At 62.9% G+C, this 20,936-nt stretch carries 18 protein-coding genes and 1 pseudogene; 8 read left to right on the top strand and 11 right to left on the bottom strand.

Translation table 11 applies throughout. The features are described from left to right. Positions 1-116: 116 nt before the first annotated feature. The 4 genes from SINAR_RS0103215 to SINAR_RS0103200 all read left to right on the top strand — a co-directional run bounded on the left by SINAR_RS0103215 (position 117) and on the right by SINAR_RS0103200 (position 2,372). Positions 117-1,058 (top strand): VOC family protein, encoded by a 942-nt coding sequence (locus tag SINAR_RS0103215; RefSeq protein WP_027997712.1) that lies wholly within the window; start codon positions 117-119, stop codon positions 1,056-1,058. A 3-nt stretch (positions 1,059-1,061) separates the two neighbouring features. Further along, complete coding sequence (locus SINAR_RS0103210) at positions 1,062-1,664, top strand: alpha/beta hydrolase (RefSeq protein ID WP_027997711.1); 603 nt, start codon at positions 1,062-1,064, stop codon at positions 1,662-1,664. 85 nt (positions 1,665-1,749) lie between these two features. Then, a complete protein-coding gene (locus SINAR_RS0103205; protein ID WP_027997710.1) occupies positions 1,750-1,989 on the top strand; it encodes a type II toxin-antitoxin system Phd/YefM family antitoxin in 240 nt (79 codons plus the stop codon). After that, a complete protein-coding gene (locus tag SINAR_RS0103200; RefSeq protein ID WP_027997709.1) occupies positions 1,986-2,372 on the top strand; it encodes a type II toxin-antitoxin system VapC family toxin in 387 nt (128 codons plus the stop codon). Before SINAR_RS0103205 ends, SINAR_RS0103200 begins: the two co-directional genes overlap by 4 nt. A gap of 8 nt (positions 2,373-2,380) precedes the next feature. On the opposite strand, the gene SINAR_RS0103195 is transcribed toward SINAR_RS0103200, so the two are convergent. From SINAR_RS0103195 to SINAR_RS0103165, 7 genes are all read right to left on the bottom strand, one after another. Then, positions 2,381-3,493 carry an ABC transporter permease gene (locus SINAR_RS0103195; protein WP_027997708.1) on the bottom strand — a complete coding sequence of 371 codons (1,113 nt, stop codon included), beginning with the start codon at positions 3,491-3,493 and terminating at the stop codon, positions 2,381-2,383. Position 3,494: 1 nt separating this feature from the next. After that, positions 3,495-4,649, bottom strand: a complete 1,155-nt coding sequence (locus SINAR_RS0103190; RefSeq protein ID WP_027997707.1) for an ABC transporter permease — start codon at positions 4,647-4,649, stop codon at positions 3,495-3,497. Continuing rightward, on the bottom strand, positions 4,646-6,391 hold the full coding sequence (locus SINAR_RS0103185; RefSeq protein ID WP_027997706.1) for an ATP-binding cassette domain-containing protein: 1,746 nt from the start codon (positions 6,389-6,391) through the stop codon (positions 4,646-4,648). Before SINAR_RS0103185 ends, SINAR_RS0103190 begins: the two co-directional genes overlap by 4 nt. Then, complete coding sequence (hlyD, locus tag SINAR_RS0103180; protein ID WP_027997705.1) at positions 6,391-7,395, bottom strand: secretion protein HlyD; 1,005 nt, start codon at positions 7,393-7,395, stop codon at positions 6,391-6,393. The genes SINAR_RS0103185 and hlyD overlap by 1 nt, the downstream gene beginning before the upstream one ends. Further along, positions 7,392-8,096: a CerR family C-terminal domain-containing protein gene (locus SINAR_RS0103175; protein WP_027997704.1), complete on the bottom strand. Its 705-nt coding sequence runs from the start codon at positions 8,094-8,096 to the stop codon at positions 7,392-7,394. Before SINAR_RS0103175 ends, hlyD begins: the two co-directional genes overlap by 4 nt. A 297-nt stretch (positions 8,097-8,393) precedes the next feature. Beyond that, the gene (locus SINAR_RS0103170) at positions 8,394-9,743 is read right to left on the bottom strand and encodes a sensor histidine kinase (protein WP_027997703.1); all 1,350 of its coding nucleotides are present in this window, start codon (positions 9,741-9,743) and stop codon (positions 8,394-8,396) included. Continuing rightward, positions 9,740-10,414 (bottom strand): response regulator, encoded by a 675-nt coding sequence (locus SINAR_RS0103165; protein ID WP_027997702.1) that lies wholly within the window; start codon positions 10,412-10,414, stop codon positions 9,740-9,742. The genes SINAR_RS0103170 and SINAR_RS0103165 overlap by 4 nt, the downstream gene beginning before the upstream one ends. A 249-nt stretch (positions 10,415-10,663) precedes the next feature. Between SINAR_RS0103165 and SINAR_RS0103160 the strand changes: the two genes are divergently transcribed. From SINAR_RS0103160 to SINAR_RS01000000133010, 4 genes and pseudogenes are all read left to right on the top strand, one after another. Then, on the top strand, positions 10,664-12,394 hold the full coding sequence (locus SINAR_RS0103160; RefSeq protein ID WP_027997701.1) for a phosphoethanolamine transferase: 1,731 nt from the start codon (positions 10,664-10,666) through the stop codon (positions 12,392-12,394). A gap of 111 nt (positions 12,395-12,505) precedes the next feature. Beyond that, positions 12,506-12,886 carry a hypothetical protein gene (locus SINAR_RS0103155; RefSeq protein WP_027997700.1) on the top strand — a complete coding sequence of 127 codons (381 nt, stop codon included), beginning with the start codon at positions 12,506-12,508 and terminating at the stop codon, positions 12,884-12,886. Positions 12,887-13,175: 289 nt separating this feature from the next. Then, a complete protein-coding gene (locus tag SINAR_RS0103150) occupies positions 13,176-13,835 on the top strand; it encodes a metallophosphoesterase family protein (RefSeq protein WP_027997699.1) in 660 nt (219 codons plus the stop codon). A gap of 76 nt (positions 13,836-13,911) precedes the next feature. Beyond that, a pseudogene (locus SINAR_RS01000000133010) lies at positions 13,912-14,585 on the top strand (HAD family hydrolase). Between the two features lie 61 nt (positions 14,586-14,646). Here the strand turns inward: SINAR_RS01000000133010 and SINAR_RS0103140 are convergent. The 4 genes from SINAR_RS0103140 to SINAR_RS0103125 form a co-directional block, all read right to left on the bottom strand. Continuing rightward, the gene (locus SINAR_RS0103140; RefSeq protein WP_027997698.1) at positions 14,647-16,236 is read right to left on the bottom strand and encodes an ABC transporter substrate-binding protein; all 1,590 of its coding nucleotides are present in this window, start codon (positions 16,234-16,236) and stop codon (positions 14,647-14,649) included. 131 nt (positions 16,237-16,367) lie between these two features. Then, entirely contained in the window at positions 16,368-17,354 is a 987-nt protein-coding gene (locus SINAR_RS0103135) for an alpha/beta fold hydrolase domain-containing protein (protein WP_027997697.1), read from the bottom strand. 43 nt (positions 17,355-17,397) lie between these two features. Further along, positions 17,398-18,720, bottom strand: a complete 1,323-nt coding sequence (locus tag SINAR_RS0103130; RefSeq protein ID WP_027997696.1) for a glycosyltransferase family 4 protein — start codon at positions 18,718-18,720, stop codon at positions 17,398-17,400. Beyond that, positions 18,717-20,933, bottom strand: coding sequence for a hypothetical protein (locus SINAR_RS0103125; RefSeq protein WP_027997695.1), 2,217 nt, complete (start codon positions 20,931-20,933; stop codon positions 18,717-18,719). The genes SINAR_RS0103130 and SINAR_RS0103125 overlap by 4 nt, the downstream gene beginning before the upstream one ends. Positions 20,934-20,936 lie beyond the last annotated feature (3 nt).

Here is a 20,936-nt window from a genome sequence, read left to right as displayed (position 1 = left end):
TCAACGCTCCGTTGACAATGCGTCCGTCCGGAACAGTCTTTCGCTCTCGGCGTCGAGGGAGCATCTAATCGGCATAAACGCATCCCGCAAAGCCGCGGACAGAAAGGAAGCGGATCATGCTCGACCAGATCAAAGGCCTGCACCACGTAACGTCGATGGCGGACGACGCCCGCACGAACAACCGGTTCTTCACCGACACGCTCGGCCTGCGCCGCGTCAAGAAGACGGTGAACTTCGACTCGCCGGACGTCTACCATCTCTACTATGGCGACGAGACCGGTACCCCCGGCACCGTGATGACCTATTTTCCCTTTCCGCGAATGCCGCGCGGTCGCGCGGGCACGGGAGAGGTGGGGACGACCGTCTTCTCCGTCCCGCAGGGCTCGCTCGGCTTCTGGCAGGAGCGCTTGACGACGCTCGGTGTCAGCGGTGTCAAGCAAACGGAAAGCTTCGGCGGGAGACGTCTGAACTTTGCCGGTCCGGACGGCGACGGCTTCGCTCTGGTCGAGGTCAAGGACGACCCGCGCACGCCCTGGACCGAAGGCGGCATCTCCGAGGATCACGCCATCCGCGGCTTCCACTCGGTCGCCATGCGGCTACGCGACGAGGGCGCGACGGCGGAACTGCTGAAGTTCATGGGCTACGAGGAACTCGACCGCAAGGACGGCGTCACCAGGCTGATCGTGCCCGGCGGCAACGGCGCGAGCCTCGTCGATCTGGAGACGCTGCCCAACATCGACCGCGCCGCGCAGGGTGCGGGCTCGGTGCACCACGTCGCGTTTGCCGTCGACAACCGCGAGAAGCAGCTGGAAGTGCGCAAGGCGCTGATGGATACCGGCTATCACGTGACGCCGGTGATCGACCGGGATTATTTCTGGGCGATCTATTTCCGCACGCCGGGCGGCGTTCTCTTCGAGATCGCCACGAACGAGCCGGGCTTCGACCGGGACGAGGACGTCGCGCATCTGGGCGAGGCGCTGAAGCTGCCACAGCAGCACAAGCATCTGCGCCCGATCCTCGAAAGTCATCTGCAGAAGCTGGATACTCAGGGAGAGTAATCGATGACGGATCAAGGCTATATCCACAAAATGAAGACCGGCCGGCGCGGCAGCCCGATCCTCTTCGTGCTTCACGGGACCGGCGGCGACGAGAACCAGTTTTTCGGCTTCGGAACGCAGCTCCTGCCGGAAGCCACTATCGTTGCGCCGCGGGGCGACGTTTCGGAGCATGGGGCGGCCCGCTTCTTCCGGCGGACCGGCGAAGGCGTCTACGACATGGCGGACCTCGCACGGGCAACGGAAAAAATGGCGCGTTTCGTCAAGGCCCTCGCAGGCGTACACGATGCGTCGGAGATCATCGGTCTCGGCTATTCCAATGGCGCCAACATTCTCGCGAATGTCCTGATCGAAGAGGGCGTCTTCGACCGGGCCGTGCTCATGCACCCGCTGATCCCGTTCCGTCCGAAGGACAATCGCGCGCTTGACGGCCGGAAGATCCTGATGACCGCGGGCGAACATGACCCGATCTGCCCGCCTCCGATGACACGAGCGCTGGGGGATTATTTCGCCGGGCAGAAGGCATCGGTGGAACTCGAATGGCATCCCGGCGGCCACGACATCCGCCCGAACGAGATCGCTGCCATCGAACGGTTTCTGAAAGGTTGAATCAGCAAGAGGCAGCGCAATGCCTTGAACATGACGGTGGTTTGAACTAAGTTCAGTGAACTAAGTTCGAATGCGAGGTCCCCCCGTGCAAACCGTCAACATTCACGAAGCGAAGACCCATTTGTCGCGACTGATTGAAAAGGCGGCGCGGGGCGAACCCTTCATTATCGCCAAAGCCGGAAAGCCGATGGTGAAGGTGATCCCGGTCGATCAGCCTTCCGATGCGAAGGTGCAGCGGATCGGCTTCATGGCAGGTCAGTTGACGGTGCCCGACGATTTCGATCGGATGGGCCGCGACGAGATCGAAGGCCTTTTCGGTGCATGAACATTCTCTTGGACACGCATATTCTCCTCAGGGCGGCCGGTATACCCGGCCGCTTGTCCAGGGAGGCCCGCGCTCTCATTGAAGACCCCGGGAACAAGCTTTACTTCAGTGCGGCGAGCGTGTGGGAGATCGCGATCAAGCGTGGCCTGGGGCGGACGGACTTCGATGCCGACCCACGGCTTCTGCGTCGAGGCTTGCTGGACAATGGTTATCAGGAACTGCAGGTGGGCAGTACCCATGCGGTGGCACTCGATCAACTTCCCCCTATCCACAAGGACCCATTCGACCGCCTTCTTATCGCGCAGTCCATGGTCGAGGGCCTCACGCTCGTCACGTCCGATGAAGTCGTCAGCCGCTACCCCGGTGCCATCCGACTCGTTTAGGCGTCATTTCATTCGAGGCGCCTGCGAAAGAGCCACGCGGCGGAGGAGAGGGTGACGATCGCGATCAGGCAAAGTGGCAGCGTCTGGTGGACGACCTCGGCAAGCGGAATGTCCTTCAGAAACACGCCCTTTACGATCACCAGGAAATAGCGGAGCGGATTGATGAGCGTCACCGGCTGCAGCCAGGAGGGCATGTTCTCGATCGGTGTCGCGAAGCCGGAGAGCAGCATGGCGGGCACCATGAAGAGAAAGGCTCCGAGGATCGCCTGCTGCTGGGTCATGGACAGCGCCGAGATGAAGAGGCCGAGGCCGACGACGGCGGCGAGATAGAAGATGGCGCTGCCATAGAGCAGGAAGACCGAGCCGCGCAGCGGCACGCCGAAAACGAAGACCGCGGCAAGGATATAGATGGTGATGTGGAAAAGGCCGATCATCATCGGGGGAATGAGCTTGCCGAGCAGGATTTCGTGAGTACGCAACGGCGAGACAATAAGCTGGTCGAAGGTGCCGAGCTCCCGTTCGCGCGCGACCGATAGCGCCGTGACGATGAGCCCGATCAAGAGAGCGATGCTCGCGACCAGATTGGGCACCATGAACCATTGATAGGTGAGGTTCGGATTGAACCAGTTGCGCGCCTCGACCCGGATAGTCTCGGAGGCCGTACGCTTGCCGGCCGGCGTTTCCCCTGCCACCGCGCCGACGATCCGGCCGAGATAGCCGGCGACGATCTGCGATGCGTTGGAGCGCCGACCGTCGAGAATTACCTGGACTTCCGCCGGTCGCCCCGCCTCGATGTCGCGGGAGAAGGTGGGACCGATCTCCAGTGCCGCGAGTACGCGCTGGGTGTCGATCGCGAGGCGGACCTGGTCAGGGCTGCTCGTGAGCTCTATCGAGCGAAAGGTCTCAGAGCCGCCGATCTGCTGCACGAGTTCCTGGCTCCAGTGGCCGTTGTCGCGGTTCAGTACCATGATGTCGACATTCGTCACCTCGAGCGTCGCCGCATAGGAGAAGACGAGGAGCTGGATGATCGGGGGACCGATCAGCACGGTGCGGCCCTTCGGGTCGCGCAGGACCGCAAGCAGCTCCTTGACGATCAGGGCTTTCAACCGTGTCCACCACATATCAGCCGACCCTCTTTCTGGTGCTGCGCGCGGCAAGCGCGAAGAACATGCAACCGATCAGGAACATTACCGCGATGGCGCGCGCGAACATCGGCCAGATATCGCCGGCGAGAAACACCGTCTGCAGACTGGGAATGAGATATCGCGCCGGAACGGCATAGGTCACCCATTGGATGACGGTGGGCATGGAGTTGATCTCGAAGAGGAAGCCGGATAGCAGGAAGGCCGGCAGGAAAGCCGAGATCAGCGCGAGCTGCGAAGCGAGAAACTGGTTCTTCGTCGCGGCCGAGATCAGCAGCCCCTGTCCGAGCGCCGGCATGAGGAAGGTCGCCGAAAGGGCGTAGAGCGCCGCAAGCGATCCACGGAAGGGCACATCGAAAAGAAAGACCGCCACAAGGACGCAAAGCGTCATCGACGTAAGGCCGAGGATGAAATAGGGCAGCAGCTTTCCGGCCAGCAGCTCGGCGGCGGAGACGGGCGTCGCCATCATCGCCTCCATCGTGCCACGTTCCCATTCGCGGGCGACGACAAGCGAGGTGAGAAGCGTGCCGACCAGCGTCATCACGATGGCGATGGAGCCCGGCACCAGGAAGTTTCGGCTTGTCAGTTGCGGGTTGAACCAGAAGCGCTGTTCGGAGGCGATCGCCGGAGCCGCACGCCCGCCTTCGCCCATGCGCTGGCGTTCCCAATTGGCAACAGCGCCCTGGGCGTAGTTCTGCACGAAATTGGCGGTGTTCGGATCGGAGCCGTCGACGATCACCTGAACTGAGGGATGGCGCCCCGCCGCGTGGTCGGCGGCGAAGCCTGCGGGGATCACGAGGATGCCGCGTACGCGTCCGAGGACGAGGTCGTCGTTGAATTCCCTGCGGTCGCGTCCGCTGACGACGGAGAAATACCGCGACGCCACGAAGCTTGCCGCGAGATCGCGCGTGAGCGGGGTCGCTTCCTCGACGACGAGAGCGACGCGCGTGCGCGTCGTGTCGAGCGATACGCCGTAGCCGAAGAGGAAGAGCAGGACCAATGGCAGGACAAAGGCAATCAGGATACTGCTCGGGTCGCGTACGACCTGATAGCTTTCCTTGCGCACCAGGGCGGCGAAGCGCCTGGCCCGGCCCCGGGAGTCGTACGCTTTCGCCTTTTCCCTTAGGGCGTTCATGCTGCTTCCTTCGCTTCGGAGTCCTGGACCAGGGCGATGAACGCATCCTCCATTGTTGGATCGGGGAGGTTCCTGCCTGCGACTCGGGCCTTCATTTCGTCCGGCGAGCCGAGTGCGATCGAGCGGCCGCGATAGATGAGCGAAATACGGTCGCAATATTCCGCCTCGTCCATGAAATGCGTGGTGACGAGTACGGTGACCCCCTTTTCGACGAGACCGTTGATATGGGTCCAGAACTCGCGGCGGGTGATCGGATCGACCCCGGAGGTCGGTTCGTCGAGGAAAAGCACTTCCGGTTCATGCAGAACCGCGCAGGCGAGCGCCAGGCGCTGCTTGAGGCCGAGCGGCAGGTCCTTGGCCGACATGTCGAGAATCGTGCGGAAGTCGAAGATTTCGGTCATCAGGCCGATGCGTTCCCGTTTTCTCGCGCCGGAAAGGCCGTAAACCCCTGCGAAGAACTTGAAGTTCTGGATGACGCTCAAATCCCCGTAGAGCGAAAATTTCTGCGCCATGTAGCCTAATCGGTTGCGCGCCTCGGGGGCGTCTCGCCTGAGGTCGAATCCGGCGACCCGGCCCTCTCCGGCAGTCGGCTTCAGGAGGCCGCACAGCATCTTGAACGTTGTCGATTTGCCGGCGCCGTTCGGACCGAGAAGACCGAAAATCTCGCCGCGCGGAATGTCGAAGGTGATACCGTCGGCAGCGGTGAAGTCGCCGAAACGCTTCGTCAGCCCTCGTGCCTCGATCACGGGTCGGCCGGCGTCTTCGGCGAAGGGGCGCTGTGTTTCGGCGAGTCTCGAGCGGCCGCCGGGACCTCCGCCGAGCATATCGACGAAAGCGTCCTCGAAGCGCGGCGGGGTGACTGTTGCATCCGTTGCATCGGCTGTGTCGCCAAGCGGCGGCGAAAGATCCGGCTTCATGACGAGACGCAGGGCTTCGCCCTGAATCACGCCATCGACCACGCCGTCCTGGTCGAGTAGGCGCGCGAGTGCTTCGCGCCGGCGGCCGCGGATGCCGGAAAGGCGAAAGACGCGGTTCTCGACACGGCCGGTCATCTCGCTCGGCGGACCGGAAAACATGAGTTTTCCCTGATTGAGCAGGAAAACATGGTCGCAGGCTTCCGCCTCCTCGAGATAGGCAGTCGACCAGACGACGCCTATGCCCTCCGCCCTCAGATTCTCGACCATTTTCCAGAGGTCGCGCCGCGAAATCGGGTCGACGCCGACACCGGGCTCGTCGAGAAGCAGGAGCCGCGGCTTGCGCAGGAGCGCGCAGGCGAGGCCGAGCTTCTGTTTCATGCCGCCCGAGAGCTTGCCGGCGAGCCGCGTCGTGAAGCGGGAAAGATCGGTGAACTCGAGCAGCTCGCCAAAAGTCCGGCTGCGCTCTCTCTTAGGCAGGCCGCGCAGATCGGCGTAAAGGTCGAGATTTTCCTGGACCGACAGATCTTCGTAGAGGCCGAAGCGCTGCGGCATATAGCCGATCACCGCCTGTATGCTGGCGGGATTTGTGCGGCTATCGTAGCCAAGGACCTCGACGGTGCCTGCGTCCGGCAGCATAAGGCCGGTCATCAGCCGGATCAGTGTCGTCTTACCTGCGCCATCGGGACCGACGAGACCGGTGATCCGTCCGCCAAAGATTTCGCCGGCAACTGCGTCGAGCGCCGGGGGCGCCGTACCGAAGCGCTTGGTGACGGCTGTCAGCCGAACGAATGGAGCCGTGCCGAGCTCCGTCGCGGGGGCGGGCATCAGGAGGTCTCCTTCGCGTCCGGCAGGTGCACGGTGACCGGCATGCCCTGGCGAAGATCCTTGCCCGGATTGGCGATCACGATGCGCAGCCTGTAGACGAGGTCGGTTCTGAGTTCCGGTGTCTCCACAGATTTGGGCGTGAATTCGGCGACCGGGGAAATGAAGCCGATGGTTCCCTCATAGCCGTGGCTCGGAGCCGTGTCGGAGGTGATCGTCACCTTCATTCCCGGATGCACGCGGCCGAGGTCGGGCTCTGCGACATAGGCGCGGACCCAGACCGGCTCGGTCAGCGATAGCACGTAGACGACGTCGGCGGGCGAGACGATCGCACCGGCTTCCCGTACCCGTGAGAGAATGATCCCGTCGCTCGGAGCGGCGAGCTCCGTGTCCTTGAGCGAGATGCGGGCGCTCTCTTCCTTTGCCGTCGCGGCATTCGCCTGGGCTGCGGCGGCCGCTATGTCCTCGGCGCGGCTTCCCTCTTCGAGGAGCACCAGGGCCTCGCGGGCCGACCTTGCACGGGCGTCCGCGGCCGCACGGCTTGCGCTCGCCTGGTCAAGCTCGGCCTGCGAGATCGTGCCATTCGGACGCAGTCGATTTGCACGGTCATAGGCGAGCTTCGCATTTTCAAGCTCCGCAAGGCGCTCCTCGTACGTGGCGCGTGCCTGGGCGATTTCGGCAGAGCGAGCGCCGGCCTTGAGCTTCCCCAGCGTTGCCCGGGCAGCCTCGGCTTCCGCCTCGGCAGCGCCGAGCGCCTGCCGGAACGGCTCGGCGTCGAGCCTTGCGATCAATTCGCCCGCTTTGACGGCATCGCCCTCGTCGACGCGCAACTCGGCAATCCGCCCGCTCACCCGAAATCCGAGAGAAACCTGCCGAATATCCACATTGCCATAAAGAACGAGCTGGCGCGTTTCGCCGGCAAAGCCGAGGCGCGCCGGCAGGTCGAACCACCAGGCGCCGGCGAGCGCTGCGGCGACGATTGCAATGAGGATAGCGACTTTTTTCATGACCGGCGGTCCTTTTCGGCACCGAGCACTGTCACGAGCTCGGCGGCGTGGCGGCGCAATGTCTCGATCTCATTCGGTCCGGCAGCCTCCCATTCGAGCTGGGCATGGACGGCCGCATGCGCCATTCGGAAAACCAGAACGCTTCCGACGAAGGAGAGGGTCCTCAGACGGATGTGCTCCGAAGCCGGATCGTCCTGAAGGATGGCGCCGATCAGCCGGCGCGCCATTTCGATCATCGGCCCCATGATAGTGCCGTAGATGCGCTTGAAAGCCTCCGTCGGCTCCATCTGTTCGCGGATGATAAAGCGGGCCCAGCTTTCCGATTCCTTGCTGACGAAGAGGATTATCATCCGCTGGACCATCCGGGTGAGGAACTGGCGCGCTTCGGCTGGCATCATTTCAGCGCCCTCGGCGTCGAGTTCGGCAAGGCGGGCGACGATTACGGCCCGAAGGTCGCCGACATGGCCGCCGATGATGGAGGCGAGGTGCTCGGCAGCCGCCACATAGAGCCCTTCCTTGCCGCCGAAGTAATAGGGTATCGCCTGAAGGTTGACGCCTGCAGCATCGGCGAGCTTCCGCGTCGTCGCGCCGTCGAAGCCATAGCGCCCGAAGACGTCGATCGCCGTGTTGAGCAGCTTCTCCCGCGTCGCGTCGCCGCGGTCGCCTCGAAGCTGGGAAGTGCGGTTGTTGACCTTGATCATGAGTTGCATGGTACGTCATTCGGTCGAATAAGTCAATCGATCGAATGAAAGCTGAGAATGTGAATAAATCCTGCGTTGTCCCAAGGCCGGGGCCGTTTCAGAGAGAGGCCAACGGACCTGGACCTTCGCCCGACGAGGAAGCGCAATCGGATTGTGGATTCCAAATCGGAGCGTCGACCACGGAAACGCGAACACGGTTTTGAGTTGAAGCCGGTGAGACTGGCTTCATTTGCCGTTTATCGATGCCGTTTTGCCATCCCGAAGCTTTTCGGAAAATGGAGGACGACCTATCCCGCTCTACCCGGCCGCGGCGAAGTCGATCGCGATTTTCGTTCCTTGGCCGGAAGCTGTAGTGATGTCGATCCGCGCCTTGTGAAGCTCACCGATCCGGTGAACGATTTTGAGGCCCAGTCCAAGCTGGCCCGAGCGCTTGACATAGCCGAGATCCTCATGGTGTTCCGGCAGGTCTACCAATCCCCTGCCGTCATCCTCCACCGACACCAGGGGGCCTGGCCCGCAGGTGACCACGATGCGCGTACCGGCGGGATTATGCTTCACTGCGTTCTCGATCAGGTTGCGCAGCATGTTCTCCACAAGTGGCGCAATCATGCGCACCGGCGGCGTACCGTGGTCGATGAATTCGATGGTCTTGGCATTGTCGAAGACGAATGGTGCAGTCATCTGCGCGACCTCCGCTCCGATCGCCGAAAGACTGGCGGACTGAAAGGCGGAAGCGTCCACGGCGTCCGCGCGGGCCAGTGAGGTCAATTGCTCGAGGATGTGCGTCAGCGCATCGAGATCGCGCTCGGCGTTGCGGGCGCGAGGATCGGCGATGCGGCTGAGTTCCATCCTGGCGATCGAAACGGGGGTGCGAATCTCGTGCGCTATGGAAGAGGAAAAGACCTTCTGTGCCTGGATAAGATCGGCAACGCGCGCGAGGAGGCGGTTGACGGCGGCGACCAGGCGCTCGATCTCCTCGGGCATATGCGACGAAGGCAGGCGCGCCGTTCCGTCGCGCGGGTCGATCGCATCGGCCGCCCTTACCGCCGCCGCCACGGGGTTGAGGGCGCTGCGGATCGACCAGATTGTGGCTCCGATCACAAGGCAGAACATCAGCGTCATGGGCACGATCATGGAATCGAACATCTCTCGAAGTAGAACGCTGTACATGAAGCCGTTGGGGTCCTTGAGCACGGCCAACTCGACGAGCACGGTCTCACCGTAACGTTCGAAGGACTGGCCACCGGCAACACTGAAGGGTTTGCCGGGCGCAATCAGCCGTTTCCAGAAATTCGGAGCGTCGACGGCCAGCGGAAGGAAATGGTCCGAACACTCGCTCGAACAGTTGGAAAAGAGCACCCGCCCGGAAGCGGTTCGAACCCTGATATAGATCGCGCCCGGTCCCTCCCGTACCCGATAGCGCTCTCTCACGCCGTGATCGGGTTCGAACGTCACTTCCCCGTCCTGCTTCGCGATCGCAGCCGAGAGAGTCTCTGTCTCCTCCTGCAGCATCAGGACGCTGAGCTCGTCATCGTCGAACCAGTAATCGGCGAAGACGACGCCGATCTGCAGGATCATGGCCAGCAGCGAGAACGCGATTACGCGCCGGGCAACGATTCCGATGAGCGACGGGTTTGCCCGCTTCATGCGACCGTCCGCAACAGATAGCCGATGCCGCGTACGGTTTCGATCTGCACGCCGGCTTCCACGGACTGCAGGCGCTTGCGTACCCTGGAAACGGCAAGTTCGAGCGCATTCGAGCTCAGTTCCTGGCCGTATTCCGAAAGTGCCGTTTCGAGGCGGCGTTTCGGCACGACGCGTCCGACTTCGCGCATCAGGATCTCGATCAGCGAGCGCTCGCGCGGCGGAAGGGCGACAACGGCCCCATCGCAGGCAAGCTCCGCCGTTGCCGGATCGTAGCGCAGCGATCCGGCCTCCAGGACCGGCTGTATCGCATGCGGATTGCGCCGCAGCATTGCGCGGCAGCGAGACAGAAGTTCGCGGTGGTGAAACGGTTTGACGAGATAGTCGTCGGCGCCGGCGTCGAGCCCCGCGATGCGCTCGTCGACCGAACCCCTGGCCGTGATGACCAGCACCGGCAGGCCGACATGCTCACGCCGGATCCATTGCAAGAGTTGCAGGCCGTCTCCGTCAGGAAGGCCGAGATCGAGCAGCACAAGATCATGCTCGCGCGCGGCAATGGCCGCTTCCGCATCGCGCAGCGTCGAAACGCCGTCGAGCCTCCAACCCGCGTCATGCATGGTCTCGCTGATGAGTTCGGTTAGGCGAGGACTGTCCTCGACGAGGAGTAAACGCATGCGGATCGCAGCCTGAATCGTCTGGCGTCGGTGACGGCGGAACATAGGACGTTTTTCCGCGGGTGCCAACTTGCGAAATCTCATTCAGGGGCGGGTCTCCGTTCAGGGCTGCGGTGCTTCCCGACAGGTTTTCGACAGCTCGACGACGCTACTGGGCATGTTCCCTCGGATCGCAAACGGTTCTGGGAGCATGAAGTCAACGCCGCATCCTGCCTATCGAGAGGGGCGCGCGTCTTTGGAGGTAGCGGCTTGAAGATCCTGCGAATTCCCCGACTCGAGATCGGCAGCATAGCCCTGAGCGCGATCGTCGCCCTTTATCTGCTGCTGGCGACCAACAACTCTTTCTGGGTTCATGCCATCGTCTATTTCGATCAGGCCCCGATGAGCCTCATCGCCTTTGCGGCGGCACTCTATCTGGCCCTGTTTGCGATCCTGACGAGCTTGTCGCTCAAATACCTGATGAAGCCCGTGCTGGTCTTTCTCATCCTTGTGTCTGCCACGGCGGGTTATTTCGCCGACACGTTCGGCGTCATCATCGACCGCGACATGATCGGTAACGCCGCAGTGACGACGCAGGCCGAGGCGAGCCATCTGCTGACGTTCAGCCTTGCGCAGCACCTGTTGGTCTACGCGGCGCTTCCTTCTATTCTGATCGCCTGGGTCAGAATACGCCACCGCCGGTTCTTGCCCAAGGCGGCGGTCAATTTCCTCTTCGTCTCCGTATCGCTCGTCGCCGGCGCCGGTCTCGTATATGCAAATTTTGCCACGCTCGCCTATGCGCTGCGCGAACACACGGACCTCATGAAAAGGTTCAATCCCTCCGGACCGCTGATCGCAGGCGTGCGCTACGGTCTCTCTACCTACCGGGAGCGCAATCTCGTCGTGCAGCCGCTCGGAACCGATGCGCATCAAGGCGCCCGTATAGCCGGCGCCGGGAAGCCGGTGGTGGTTGTCGTCGTCGCCGGCGAGACGGCGCGCGCCATGAATTTTTCGCTCAACGGTTACGGTCGCGAGACGAATCCGGAGTTGAAGACGCTCGGGGTCGTGAACTACCGCAGAACGACGAGTTGCGGCACGGCAACCGCCGTCTCGCTTCCCTGCATGTTTTCGGTGTATCCGCGCAGCCAGTACAGCGACTGGAAATCACGATCGACCGAAAATCTCGTCAATGTTCTGACGCATGCCGGTGTCTCGGTGAACTGGTGGGACAACAATACCGGCAGCAAGGGGATCGCCGATCTCATCAGCTTCGCCAGTCTGACTGGCCGCAAGAACAGTCCCCTTTGCAGCAACGGCGAGTGCCTGGACGAGATTCTCCTCGGCGATCTCGACCGGAAGCTTGGGGCGCTAACGTCGAACAGCGTCATCGTACTGCATCAGCTCGGCAGCCATGGCCCCTCTTACTACTTGCGCTATCCCGAGGCGTTCCGCCGCTTCACGCCCGACTGCCGCACGCCGGAACTCATGCGGTGCTCCACGGCGGAAATCGTCAACGCATATGACAATACCATCCTCTATACCGACCATATTCTCGCCAGTGTTGCGCGGCTTCTCGAAAAGCACCAGGAGCGCATTGCCGGCGCGATGATCTACATGTCGGATCACGGCGAATCGCTCGGGGAGAACGGCATCTACCTCCACGGTGCGCCCTATGTGATCGCTCCGAAGGAGCAGACGCAGGTGCCGTTCATCGCCTGGTTTTCGAAGCCGTACAAGGCTGCGATGGGCGTCGATACCGGCTGTCTCGCCAAGGATGTCGACCAGCCGAAATCGCACGACAACCTGTTTCACACGGTGCTCGGCATGATGGACGTCGAGACGAGCGTCTATAACCGCGATCTCGACGCTTTCGCCGCCTGCACCCGGCCGGCAAGCAAAGAGAACCAGCCGGCGCCGGGATACCGCGCGGCCGAGAATGCGGGATCCGGGCCACGCGCTGGCGGGCAGTCGGAAGCGCGACGGGAACCGGGCGTTCTGTGATTTCCGGCATGCCGCTCCCACCGGCAAGCTGTCGGCGCTTCGCCAAGTCTGGTAGACTGCCGCCCGATCTCGCATTCGCAGTCGGCGGGGCGTCCATCAGAGGAGAATCCGATGCAGATAGCCGGAATTCAGGTCCATCCCGAGCGCGGCGGCAAGGCGGGCTTCACCGTCGAATTCGTCGGCACCAACGGGGAGGTCGTCTCCGTCTCCTGTCCGCAGAACGCCGACGGTAGCCTCACCAGGCTGAACGCCGTTGCCCAGGCAAAGGAGATACTCGCCGCGGCCATTGCGGCGGATGAAACGCTTCCTGCCATCACCGGCACGAGGCGTTCTCCCTCGGTCCCCGAGGGAGCACTTGCGAATGCGCGGCAGGCGCATGACCGTGACGCCATGGAAGAGCAGTTGGAAGAGGGCCTCGAAGATACGTTTCCCGCAAGCGATCCCGTTTCGATCACCAGTTCTGCGATTCCCAAGGGTTCGTCTCACCGGTAGGCCTGGGGCAGATATCGGTTCGCGTGAAGGAGATGGAGCCTCCTGCCGTCGCCGGAAGATTCAGCGAGTCAGGGCGTCCTTCACAGGCGATTGCGACATGGCCTCTCCCTGCGGCCTCTGCCTGTCCGAGCCCGCCATTCCTGCTACGCATCGGGCTTTCCGAATATCGGTTCCGATTGCCCGAGAGATGCGATAAAGCTCTCGGACACGCCGGGCGGCCTCAGATGGCCGATTCATATCAGCGACGAAAGGAGCGCGCCGTCTTGGACGAGCGAAGGAGAAGCGATTCATGAATAGCCGGCGTTTCACTTTCGCCGTCGGTGACATTCACGGTTGCCTCGCACAACTCGAAACCTTGCTGTCCAGCATCGAATCAGTCGCCCCCGGCGGCAGGGTGATCTTCCTCGGGGACCTCATCGATCGCGGCCCGGACAGCCGCGGCGTCGTGGAGCGGATCATGGCCGGGCCGCGCAGGGCGGGCTGGGAATGGATCACGCTCAAGGGCAACCACGAAGCCATGCTGCTGGCTGCACGCAAAGGCCATGCGGAAATGTCTCTTTGGCTGATGAACGGGGGCGAGGAGACGATGGCTTCCTATGGCGGCGCCGTTCCCCTGAGCCACCTGGTCTGGATAGCCGAACTGCCATCGCTCGTCGTCGATCGGCACCGTATTTTCGTCCATGCGGGCCTCGACGAGACCATTCCCCTCGAAGAGCAGGGCGACGATATCCTCCTCTGGATACGTACCGATCCGAACTACTCCGGTAGCTATTGGGGCAAGCACGTCTGCCACGGGCATACGCCGAGCCGAAGCAATCCGCGCACGGTCGGGAACAGGACCAATGTCGATTCCGGCGCTGTTTTCGGCGGCATGCTCTCCTGCGCCGTCTTCGACGACGATATGGCGGGGGGGCCGATCGATTTTCTGGTCACGGATGGATATGGATAGCATTGTGCGATGCCGCTTCAGGCGATAGTTGTGCCGAGCTGCACTGCATGTGAACTCGAAATCCAAGGGACCCGGTTTGGACACGTCCTCTTCCGCAATCTTCACGAAGAACTTCGCCGCCCTCCTTTTCGACATGGACGGCACTCTACTCAACTCGATGGCAGTCGTTGAAAGGGTCTGGGGATCCTGGGCACTCCGCAACGGAATAGATCCGGTGGCGCTCATGAAGGTCGTCCACGGTGTGCGAGCCGTGGATACGATCCGGGCGCTGGGCCTGCCGGTCGATCCCGAACAGGAGGCGCGCATTCTTGCCGAGGCGGAGATTGCCGATGTCGAGGGATTGTTGAAATTCCCGGCGCCGTGACCTTCCTGAAGACCTTGCCGCCGGAGAAGTGGGCGATCGTTACGTCTGCGCCGCTCGAACTCGCCGAGCGGCGGCTCGAGGCGGCTGGAATTCCGGTGCCGCGTCTCTTGGTGACCGGCGAGGACGTCTCGGCCGGGAAGCCCGATCCGCAGGGCTATCTGCTCGCGGCCGAGAGGCTCGGGGTACGCGCTGAGGATTGCCTCGTCTTCGAAGACGCGCCTGCGGGCATTCTCGCGGGCAAATCCGCGGGCGCCGAGGTCGCCATCATCACCGGGGCTCATGCCGCGGCGGCCGAGATGCCGCATGTCATGCTGTCGCATTACAGCGACGTCGAGGCTCGCCTCGTTGAAGACGGATTGCTTTCGCTGCACCGGCGCCGCGGCTGAGCCTGCACGCTGTGATGTGAGCCGACGGCCGCGGGGCCGCCGGCTGCTTCAGGGATCATGTTCAGGCGGTGAGCCAGCACTTCGTCAGCGCGTGTCCGCCCATGAGTTCTCCATTCGGATCGTCGACCCAGCCCCCGACCCTGTCGCTGGTGGCATCGATATAGTTGTTGAACATGGGTGCGATCACGCCGCCCTCGTCGCGCAGGATCATTGCGGCTTCCCGGTAGAGAACCTTCCGCTTCATCTCGTCGAGCTCGCCGCGCGCTGCATAGATCAGCTTGTCGAAGTCCTCTCGGAAGAAGCGGGTGTCGTTCCATTCCGCGTTTGACAGATAGGCGATGGAATAGACCTGATCCTGTGTCGGCCGGCCGGTCCAGTAGGACATGCTGAAGGGCTGCTTGTTCCAGACGTCGGACCAGTAGCCGTCGCCGGGCTCACGCTTGAGCTCGACATTGATGCCGCACTTTGCGGCGCTGGCCTGAAACAGCTGCGCGGCATCGACCGCGCCGGGGAAGGCGACGTCGGAGGTCCGCAGCAGGATCGAACCGTCATGGCCCGACTTCTTGAAGTGGAACTTCGCTTTGTCCGGGTTGAAGACGCGCTGCTCGATATCGTCGTCGAAGAGCGGATAGCCCTTGATCATCGGCGTATCGTTGCCGACCGTGCCGTAGCCGCCGAGAATCTTCGTCACCATCTCTTCGCGATCCACGGCGTATTTCAAAGCGAGCCGCAGGTCGTTATTTTCGAAGGGCGCCGCGTTGCAATGGGCGATGAGGACATAATGGCCCTTGCCGGGGACGTTCCGGATCGTGACGCCGGGAATGCGTTTTACGAGCGCGACGATCTTCGGTTCGATGCGGTTGATGATGTGAACGCCGCCTGCCTGGAGCGAAGCGGTGCGCGCCGTTGCGTCATTGACGACGGTGATTTCGATCTGGTCGGCATGCCCACGCTCGGCCGAGCCCCAGTAGCCCTCCTGGCGCTCGCCGACATGCTTCACGCCGGGTTCGTTGACGACGACTTTGTAGGGCCCTGTTCCGATACCGGCGGTAGGATCGTCCTTGCCGCCGTTCGGCTGGATCATCAGATGATAATCGCTGACGATAAACGGCATGTCGGCGTTTGGCTGGTGCAGGGTGATGACCACCTTGTCGCCGTCGGCCTTGATCGTCTCGAATTCCCGGACGAAGGGCAAAGCGGCCGACTTCGAGTTCTTGTCGGCATGACGTTCGAAAGTCGCGACAACGTCGGCAGGCGTGAGCTCCTTGCCGTTGTGGAAGGTCACCCCCTTGCGGATCGTGAACGCCCAGGTCTTCGCGTCCTTGGAGGCTTCGTAGGATTCCGCCAGCCGATACTCTACCTCGCCCGCGGGCGAGACCTCGAGCAACTGCTCGCCCCAGCAGCGGCCGAACGTATAGGGCACCTGGCTCGCCCAGGTCGCCGGATCGAGGCTGTTCGTGGATTCGCCGCCGACAAGTCCGGCGCGCAATATGCCGCCCTTGACCGGGCCGCTGGCCTGAGCCGCATTGCCGAGCAGCGCCTGTGCCGATGCAAGAGTGGCGCCGAGGGCTGCCGCACGCCCGAGAAAATCCCGCCTCGACAGGCGGCCCGCAACAACTTCACGGCTCATGAATTCCAATTCTCCCGCCATCGTTCTCCTCTCCTCCACTCAAGCGTGCGCTCCGGTTGGCCCGCATCGTGCTCAGGCTGCAACGGATGCGTATTTCGAAGGCTGCTCGTTGGCGACCAAGAATGTCGCAACGAAGCGAGACAGGCGTCACTCTACGAAAAAGCGCGGGCGGAATTTCCTGCACGCATTTCCTCGTTCTGCTCCGAGCAGCGCGTGCGAGCGATGCGGCCTTCAAGCTCTTCCAGTCGGCGGACGAAGCCGTGATTGCCTGGCTGGAGCGTCACGGCCTCGGCAAGCATGTCGCGTGCAATCGAAAGCGCGCCGTCTCGGATATGGCGGTTGGCCCGGTGGTAGAGAAAATTTACCCGCTCGACTGGCGAAAAGCCCTGGCCGAAGCGTTGAAGAAACCGGTCGGCCCAGGCGGGGTGGCGAGCGATTGCCGCAACAGCGATCTGATAGGGGCGCATGGGAGCGCCGATCCGCGCCGAGCGGGCGAGTGCACGCAGACCGGCTCCGTCGTCCGCGCGGCAGGCATCGATGAGCGAAAGCGCGCGGGCCGTTCCGGTGAAGGCCCGAACGGTGCCGTGACCGGTCATATGAACCGGAATGAGATGCGTCTCGCTCTGTACCGCCGCGATCCGCTCCGCGTGCCGGCGATCGACGGCATGGAAGGGGTCGTAGAAGAGGTAGGCGCGCCCGGCCGCCTGGTCCGGGGCGATTGCCATGTTTTTGTGAAGGTCGGGAGCGAAGTAGCGGACGAAGCGGTTGTCGAACGGAGCGCCCTTCGGATCGATCGAAATCTGCGGGCAAAAAGCAATGGCGACATTTGCGCCGAAACGGCGACGATAACGCAGTGCCGCATAACCACCCTGAGAATGGCCATAAAGGATGCGTTCCGGCGCTGCGGCAAGAATCGGCGCGGCGGCATCTACCGCGGCAACCACGCTCGCCGCCGGAAACCAGTTCGGCCGGCGACTGATGAAGCCGAGGGCAGCGACGTCCGCTTTCTCGCAGAACCGCTGTCCCCAAAAGCGGCTGCCGTTCGCCTGCATCTCCATTTCGTTGAAGGTGACGAGAAGATAGGGCGACGATCCGCGGCGATGTATGACCTCGAGGTTTTCGTCGGTGTAAACGATCATGTGAATTCCCGAGCAGCTATCAGTTCAGTGGAGCCGCAACCGTCTAGACCAGGGCCTGTGCCGCCGCTTCATATTGACCTGCACCTATTGAGCGCCGCTTGTCCGCCAACACCCGACGATAGAGCTCGGCATGCGCGCAGGCGGATTCGATATGGCTGGTCGCGGGCCGCAGCGTTGCGTGCAGCTGGTCCCATGTCTCGGGTCTGTCCAGTACTTCGGCCAGCCTGTCGGCAAGGTCCTGCGCGCTACCGGCGCGGAAATGGAGCCCGTCCCGTCCGTCCTGGACCTTTTCGGCCATGCCGCCGATGTCGGAACAGATGATCGGCCTGCGGTGGTGCAGGGCTTCCTGTATGACGACGGGCGAGTTTTCCCACCAGATGGAAGGCAGGACCACCCAATCGGCCGAGCGCATCAGCCGTGGCAAATCGGCATTCTGGTAGGCGCCATAGAAGCGCACACGACGCCCGGCGTCGTCGATGAGCTTTCTTAGGCGCTCCTGGAATTCGGCCGGCTGGCGCTCGAGATTGCCGCCGAAGATCATCAGGCAGGAATCTTCGCCCCATATCTTTTCCGGCACGCGCGAAACCGCGTCCACCAGAACGTCGATGCCCTTGAAGGGCGTCATCTGCCCGAAATAGGCGAAGCGGTTCCGTCGGGCGGATGGCACCGGCAGTTCGCGCACCGGCGCGGCTTTGTCCATGACGATGCCGTTGTCGATCACCGAAAGCTTGTCCGCATCGATTCCCCATTCGACATAACGCGTGGCGAGGAACATGCTCGGAGAGATGAAGGCATCGGCAAGGCCGAGCATGCCGCGCAGGAACTCCTCGCGCCTCAGGAAGCGGGAGACCGGGATTTCGGGAAAGCAGCCATGGCAACTGATAGGTGAAGAACCGTTGCAGAGCTGAGCGGACTGTCGCTTCACCATTTGCCCGTGGTTGTGGCAAAGCGACAGATATTCGTGAAAGGTGACGACGATGACCGCCTCCGGCAGCGCTTCCCTGAGGGCATACAGCGCCTCCATCCCCATGCCGATCAGGTGATGAAAGTGAATGACATGAGGCGACAGATCGCCGACGAAACGCAGGAGGTCGCGGCGGATCGCCTCCGTATCGCCGTTGGAGAGGAAAAAATGGTCGTAGTCATCGGCATGGAAGAGCACTTCGTCCACGGCAAGACGCATGCTCATCAGTGCTGACGCGCCGTGGCGCGGGACCGGATGGGCGACACGCGCGAGATAGATCGACTCGACCCCTGGCAGGGTGTTCAGGCCCTTGTGCAGGCTATGGGACGCTATCTCCGCCCCGCCGAGAGACATCGCCGGATGTCCATGCGAGACGACGAGAACCCGAAGCCGCTCGCTCATGGGCAAGCCTCCACTATGCGATTGCCTTCGCTCTCAGGTTGGGGAGCCCACCGGGCCGAAAACAGTCTTTCGTCGATCCGCTCGATGAGGGGAGCCGCGGAGGCGCCGTCAGGCGCGGATGTCTCGTCGGAGCCCAGCATCTGCACCGAGGGCAGCCACCAGGATTCGATCCCCGCCCGGCTGAGTCTCAAGCCGAGATCCTGTCCCTTCTGCCGTGATCCGAGATAAGTCCCCGAGAAACCTCCGGCGAGAAGGAACGCCTCGCGCCGCATGATGCAGCATTCGAAGGAGGCCGCCGCGATTCGGGTGAGCTTGAGACCCGTCACGGCGCTTAACGGATAGCCGGCATAACGGCCAGTAAGCGAATATTCGGACTGCGGGTCCGCCCAGGAGCCGGCCCATCGGACGGAATGGTCCTCGTAGGCGAGGGTGGGAGAAACCACCCCGCCCTTCTCCTCGTAGGCGGCAAGGAGTTTGCCGTACCAGCCGCTGCTGCGGGGCAACAAAGAGCCGGCAAGCAGAACGACCGTTTCGCTCGCAAGCGCCCGAATGCCCGCCTCCAGAAGGTCATGGACATCGTCCGTTTCCGCCGACATCAGCCTGAGCGGCAGTCGATAGAACTGCGCGAGTTGCCGGATACGGCCGGCCTGGCGCCGAAAGCACTCGGAATGCAGCACGAGCGCGATCGGCGCGCGCCGCGTTTCCGGGTCGAGAGCCAGAAGGCCGAGGAAGGGAGCAAGGCCCCTTTCTTCGGCCTGTCCGACGGCGACGATGATCGGCGGATCCGACGCGTCGGCGAACGCACCCGCGTCGAGGGTAGCCCCGACGCCGGGCGAGGGGTATTCCGACGCGCTCAGGAACGGTACGATCTGACGATCGACGATCTCCGTCAGCCCCCAATTTTCCGGATCGATCGATTTGATCTGGCGCAGAGCCGCCAGACGCGGCGGAAGTCTTGCGGGTGTCAGCGGCAGGAAGGCCCGGCGGGAATCCTTGAGCGTCAATTCGAGGTGCAGCGGGGCCATGCCATCCGACCCCAGCCCACTGGCAAATACGATGAAGCCGTGCGGATGGGTGTCCCGGTCGAGCATGCTTTTGAACAGCGGCTCTTCGGTAAAGGCATCCGTCACATCTGAGCGCTCGAGCCGCGTCCAGCGATCGTCAAGCCGGACCTCGGTCCGTCCATGGCGCAATCGGACGCTCTGGACATGCCCATCGGGGTCGAGGAGCCAGCCGGAGATCAGGAAAGCGCCGCTGTTTGCCTGAAAGATGTTGTCTACTCCCAGCCGCACCGGAACGGGAAGGGCGGAGATCGTTTCGCGCCCCTCGAAGCTGTTGGCAGCCGAACGCAACCGGAGCAGAACGGCGGGCGAACTGTGTGTCTGAAGCAGGACGGAGCGGATATGTCCGGGCGTCTCCGTGGGACCGGCGACCAGCCGGTGCTCATGAACCGGCGTGTATCGCCAGCCCCCGCGCCCCCGGTAGACGAGCCCCTCGACGTCGCGCGCGCGGAGGGGACCGTTGGTCGCCAGCAGACCTATGAAACCCGTACTGCCTGGCGGAATGTCCTGCCGGGAAAAGGTCGCGATGCCGCAGTCGGCAATGACCGGACTTTCGCCGGATACGATCACGCGAGCGTTGCCGGGCTCGGCGGCGCGGGCCCAACCTCTAAGGAAGATTGCGCCCTCGTGGGTTTCGCCGGCGAATTCGATGAAGCCGTCCCCGCTCTTTCGGGCCTGTATCAGGGCGAGGATTGCCGCAAGCCTTTGTCGGCCGGTGGGCAGTTGCATCAGTGCATCCACGAGGGAATCCAGGACGTCGGCCAGTCGGCCGCCGGCAAGCTCCGCGAGGATTGTCGCGGCCTCGCGAAGCGCAAGCGCTCGCGGGGCGAAAATGTAGCGTTTGGGACTGCCCTCCTGCCCCAGGCGGAAGGTGGTGAGCGGACGATCGGCGTCATCGGTCTGCAGCAGCGCCGCAAAACCATGCGTGGCCGACGACGACGGTGAGGCCAGGCGCCAACCGGTCACGGAGGCACTCGTCTCGGATGCGGGGTCGTCGTTGACCTCCGCCGGCAGCTGTCCGGCGACGGGCCCGCTCGCGCCGATGACGAGCAACAGCGTATCGTCGATCGGGCAGGCGACAACTCTCCCGCCCCGCATGATCCTGGTCGCCGTTTGCGATATTGCAGGAAGCACCTGGTCCGCGCCACTCATGAT

This window comes from Sinorhizobium arboris LMG 14919, assembly GCF_000427465.1.
In the GTDB taxonomy this organism is placed as follows: Bacteria; Pseudomonadota; Alphaproteobacteria; order Rhizobiales; family Rhizobiaceae; genus Sinorhizobium; species Sinorhizobium arboris.
This window is presented reverse-complemented; position numbering and strand designations above follow the sequence as displayed.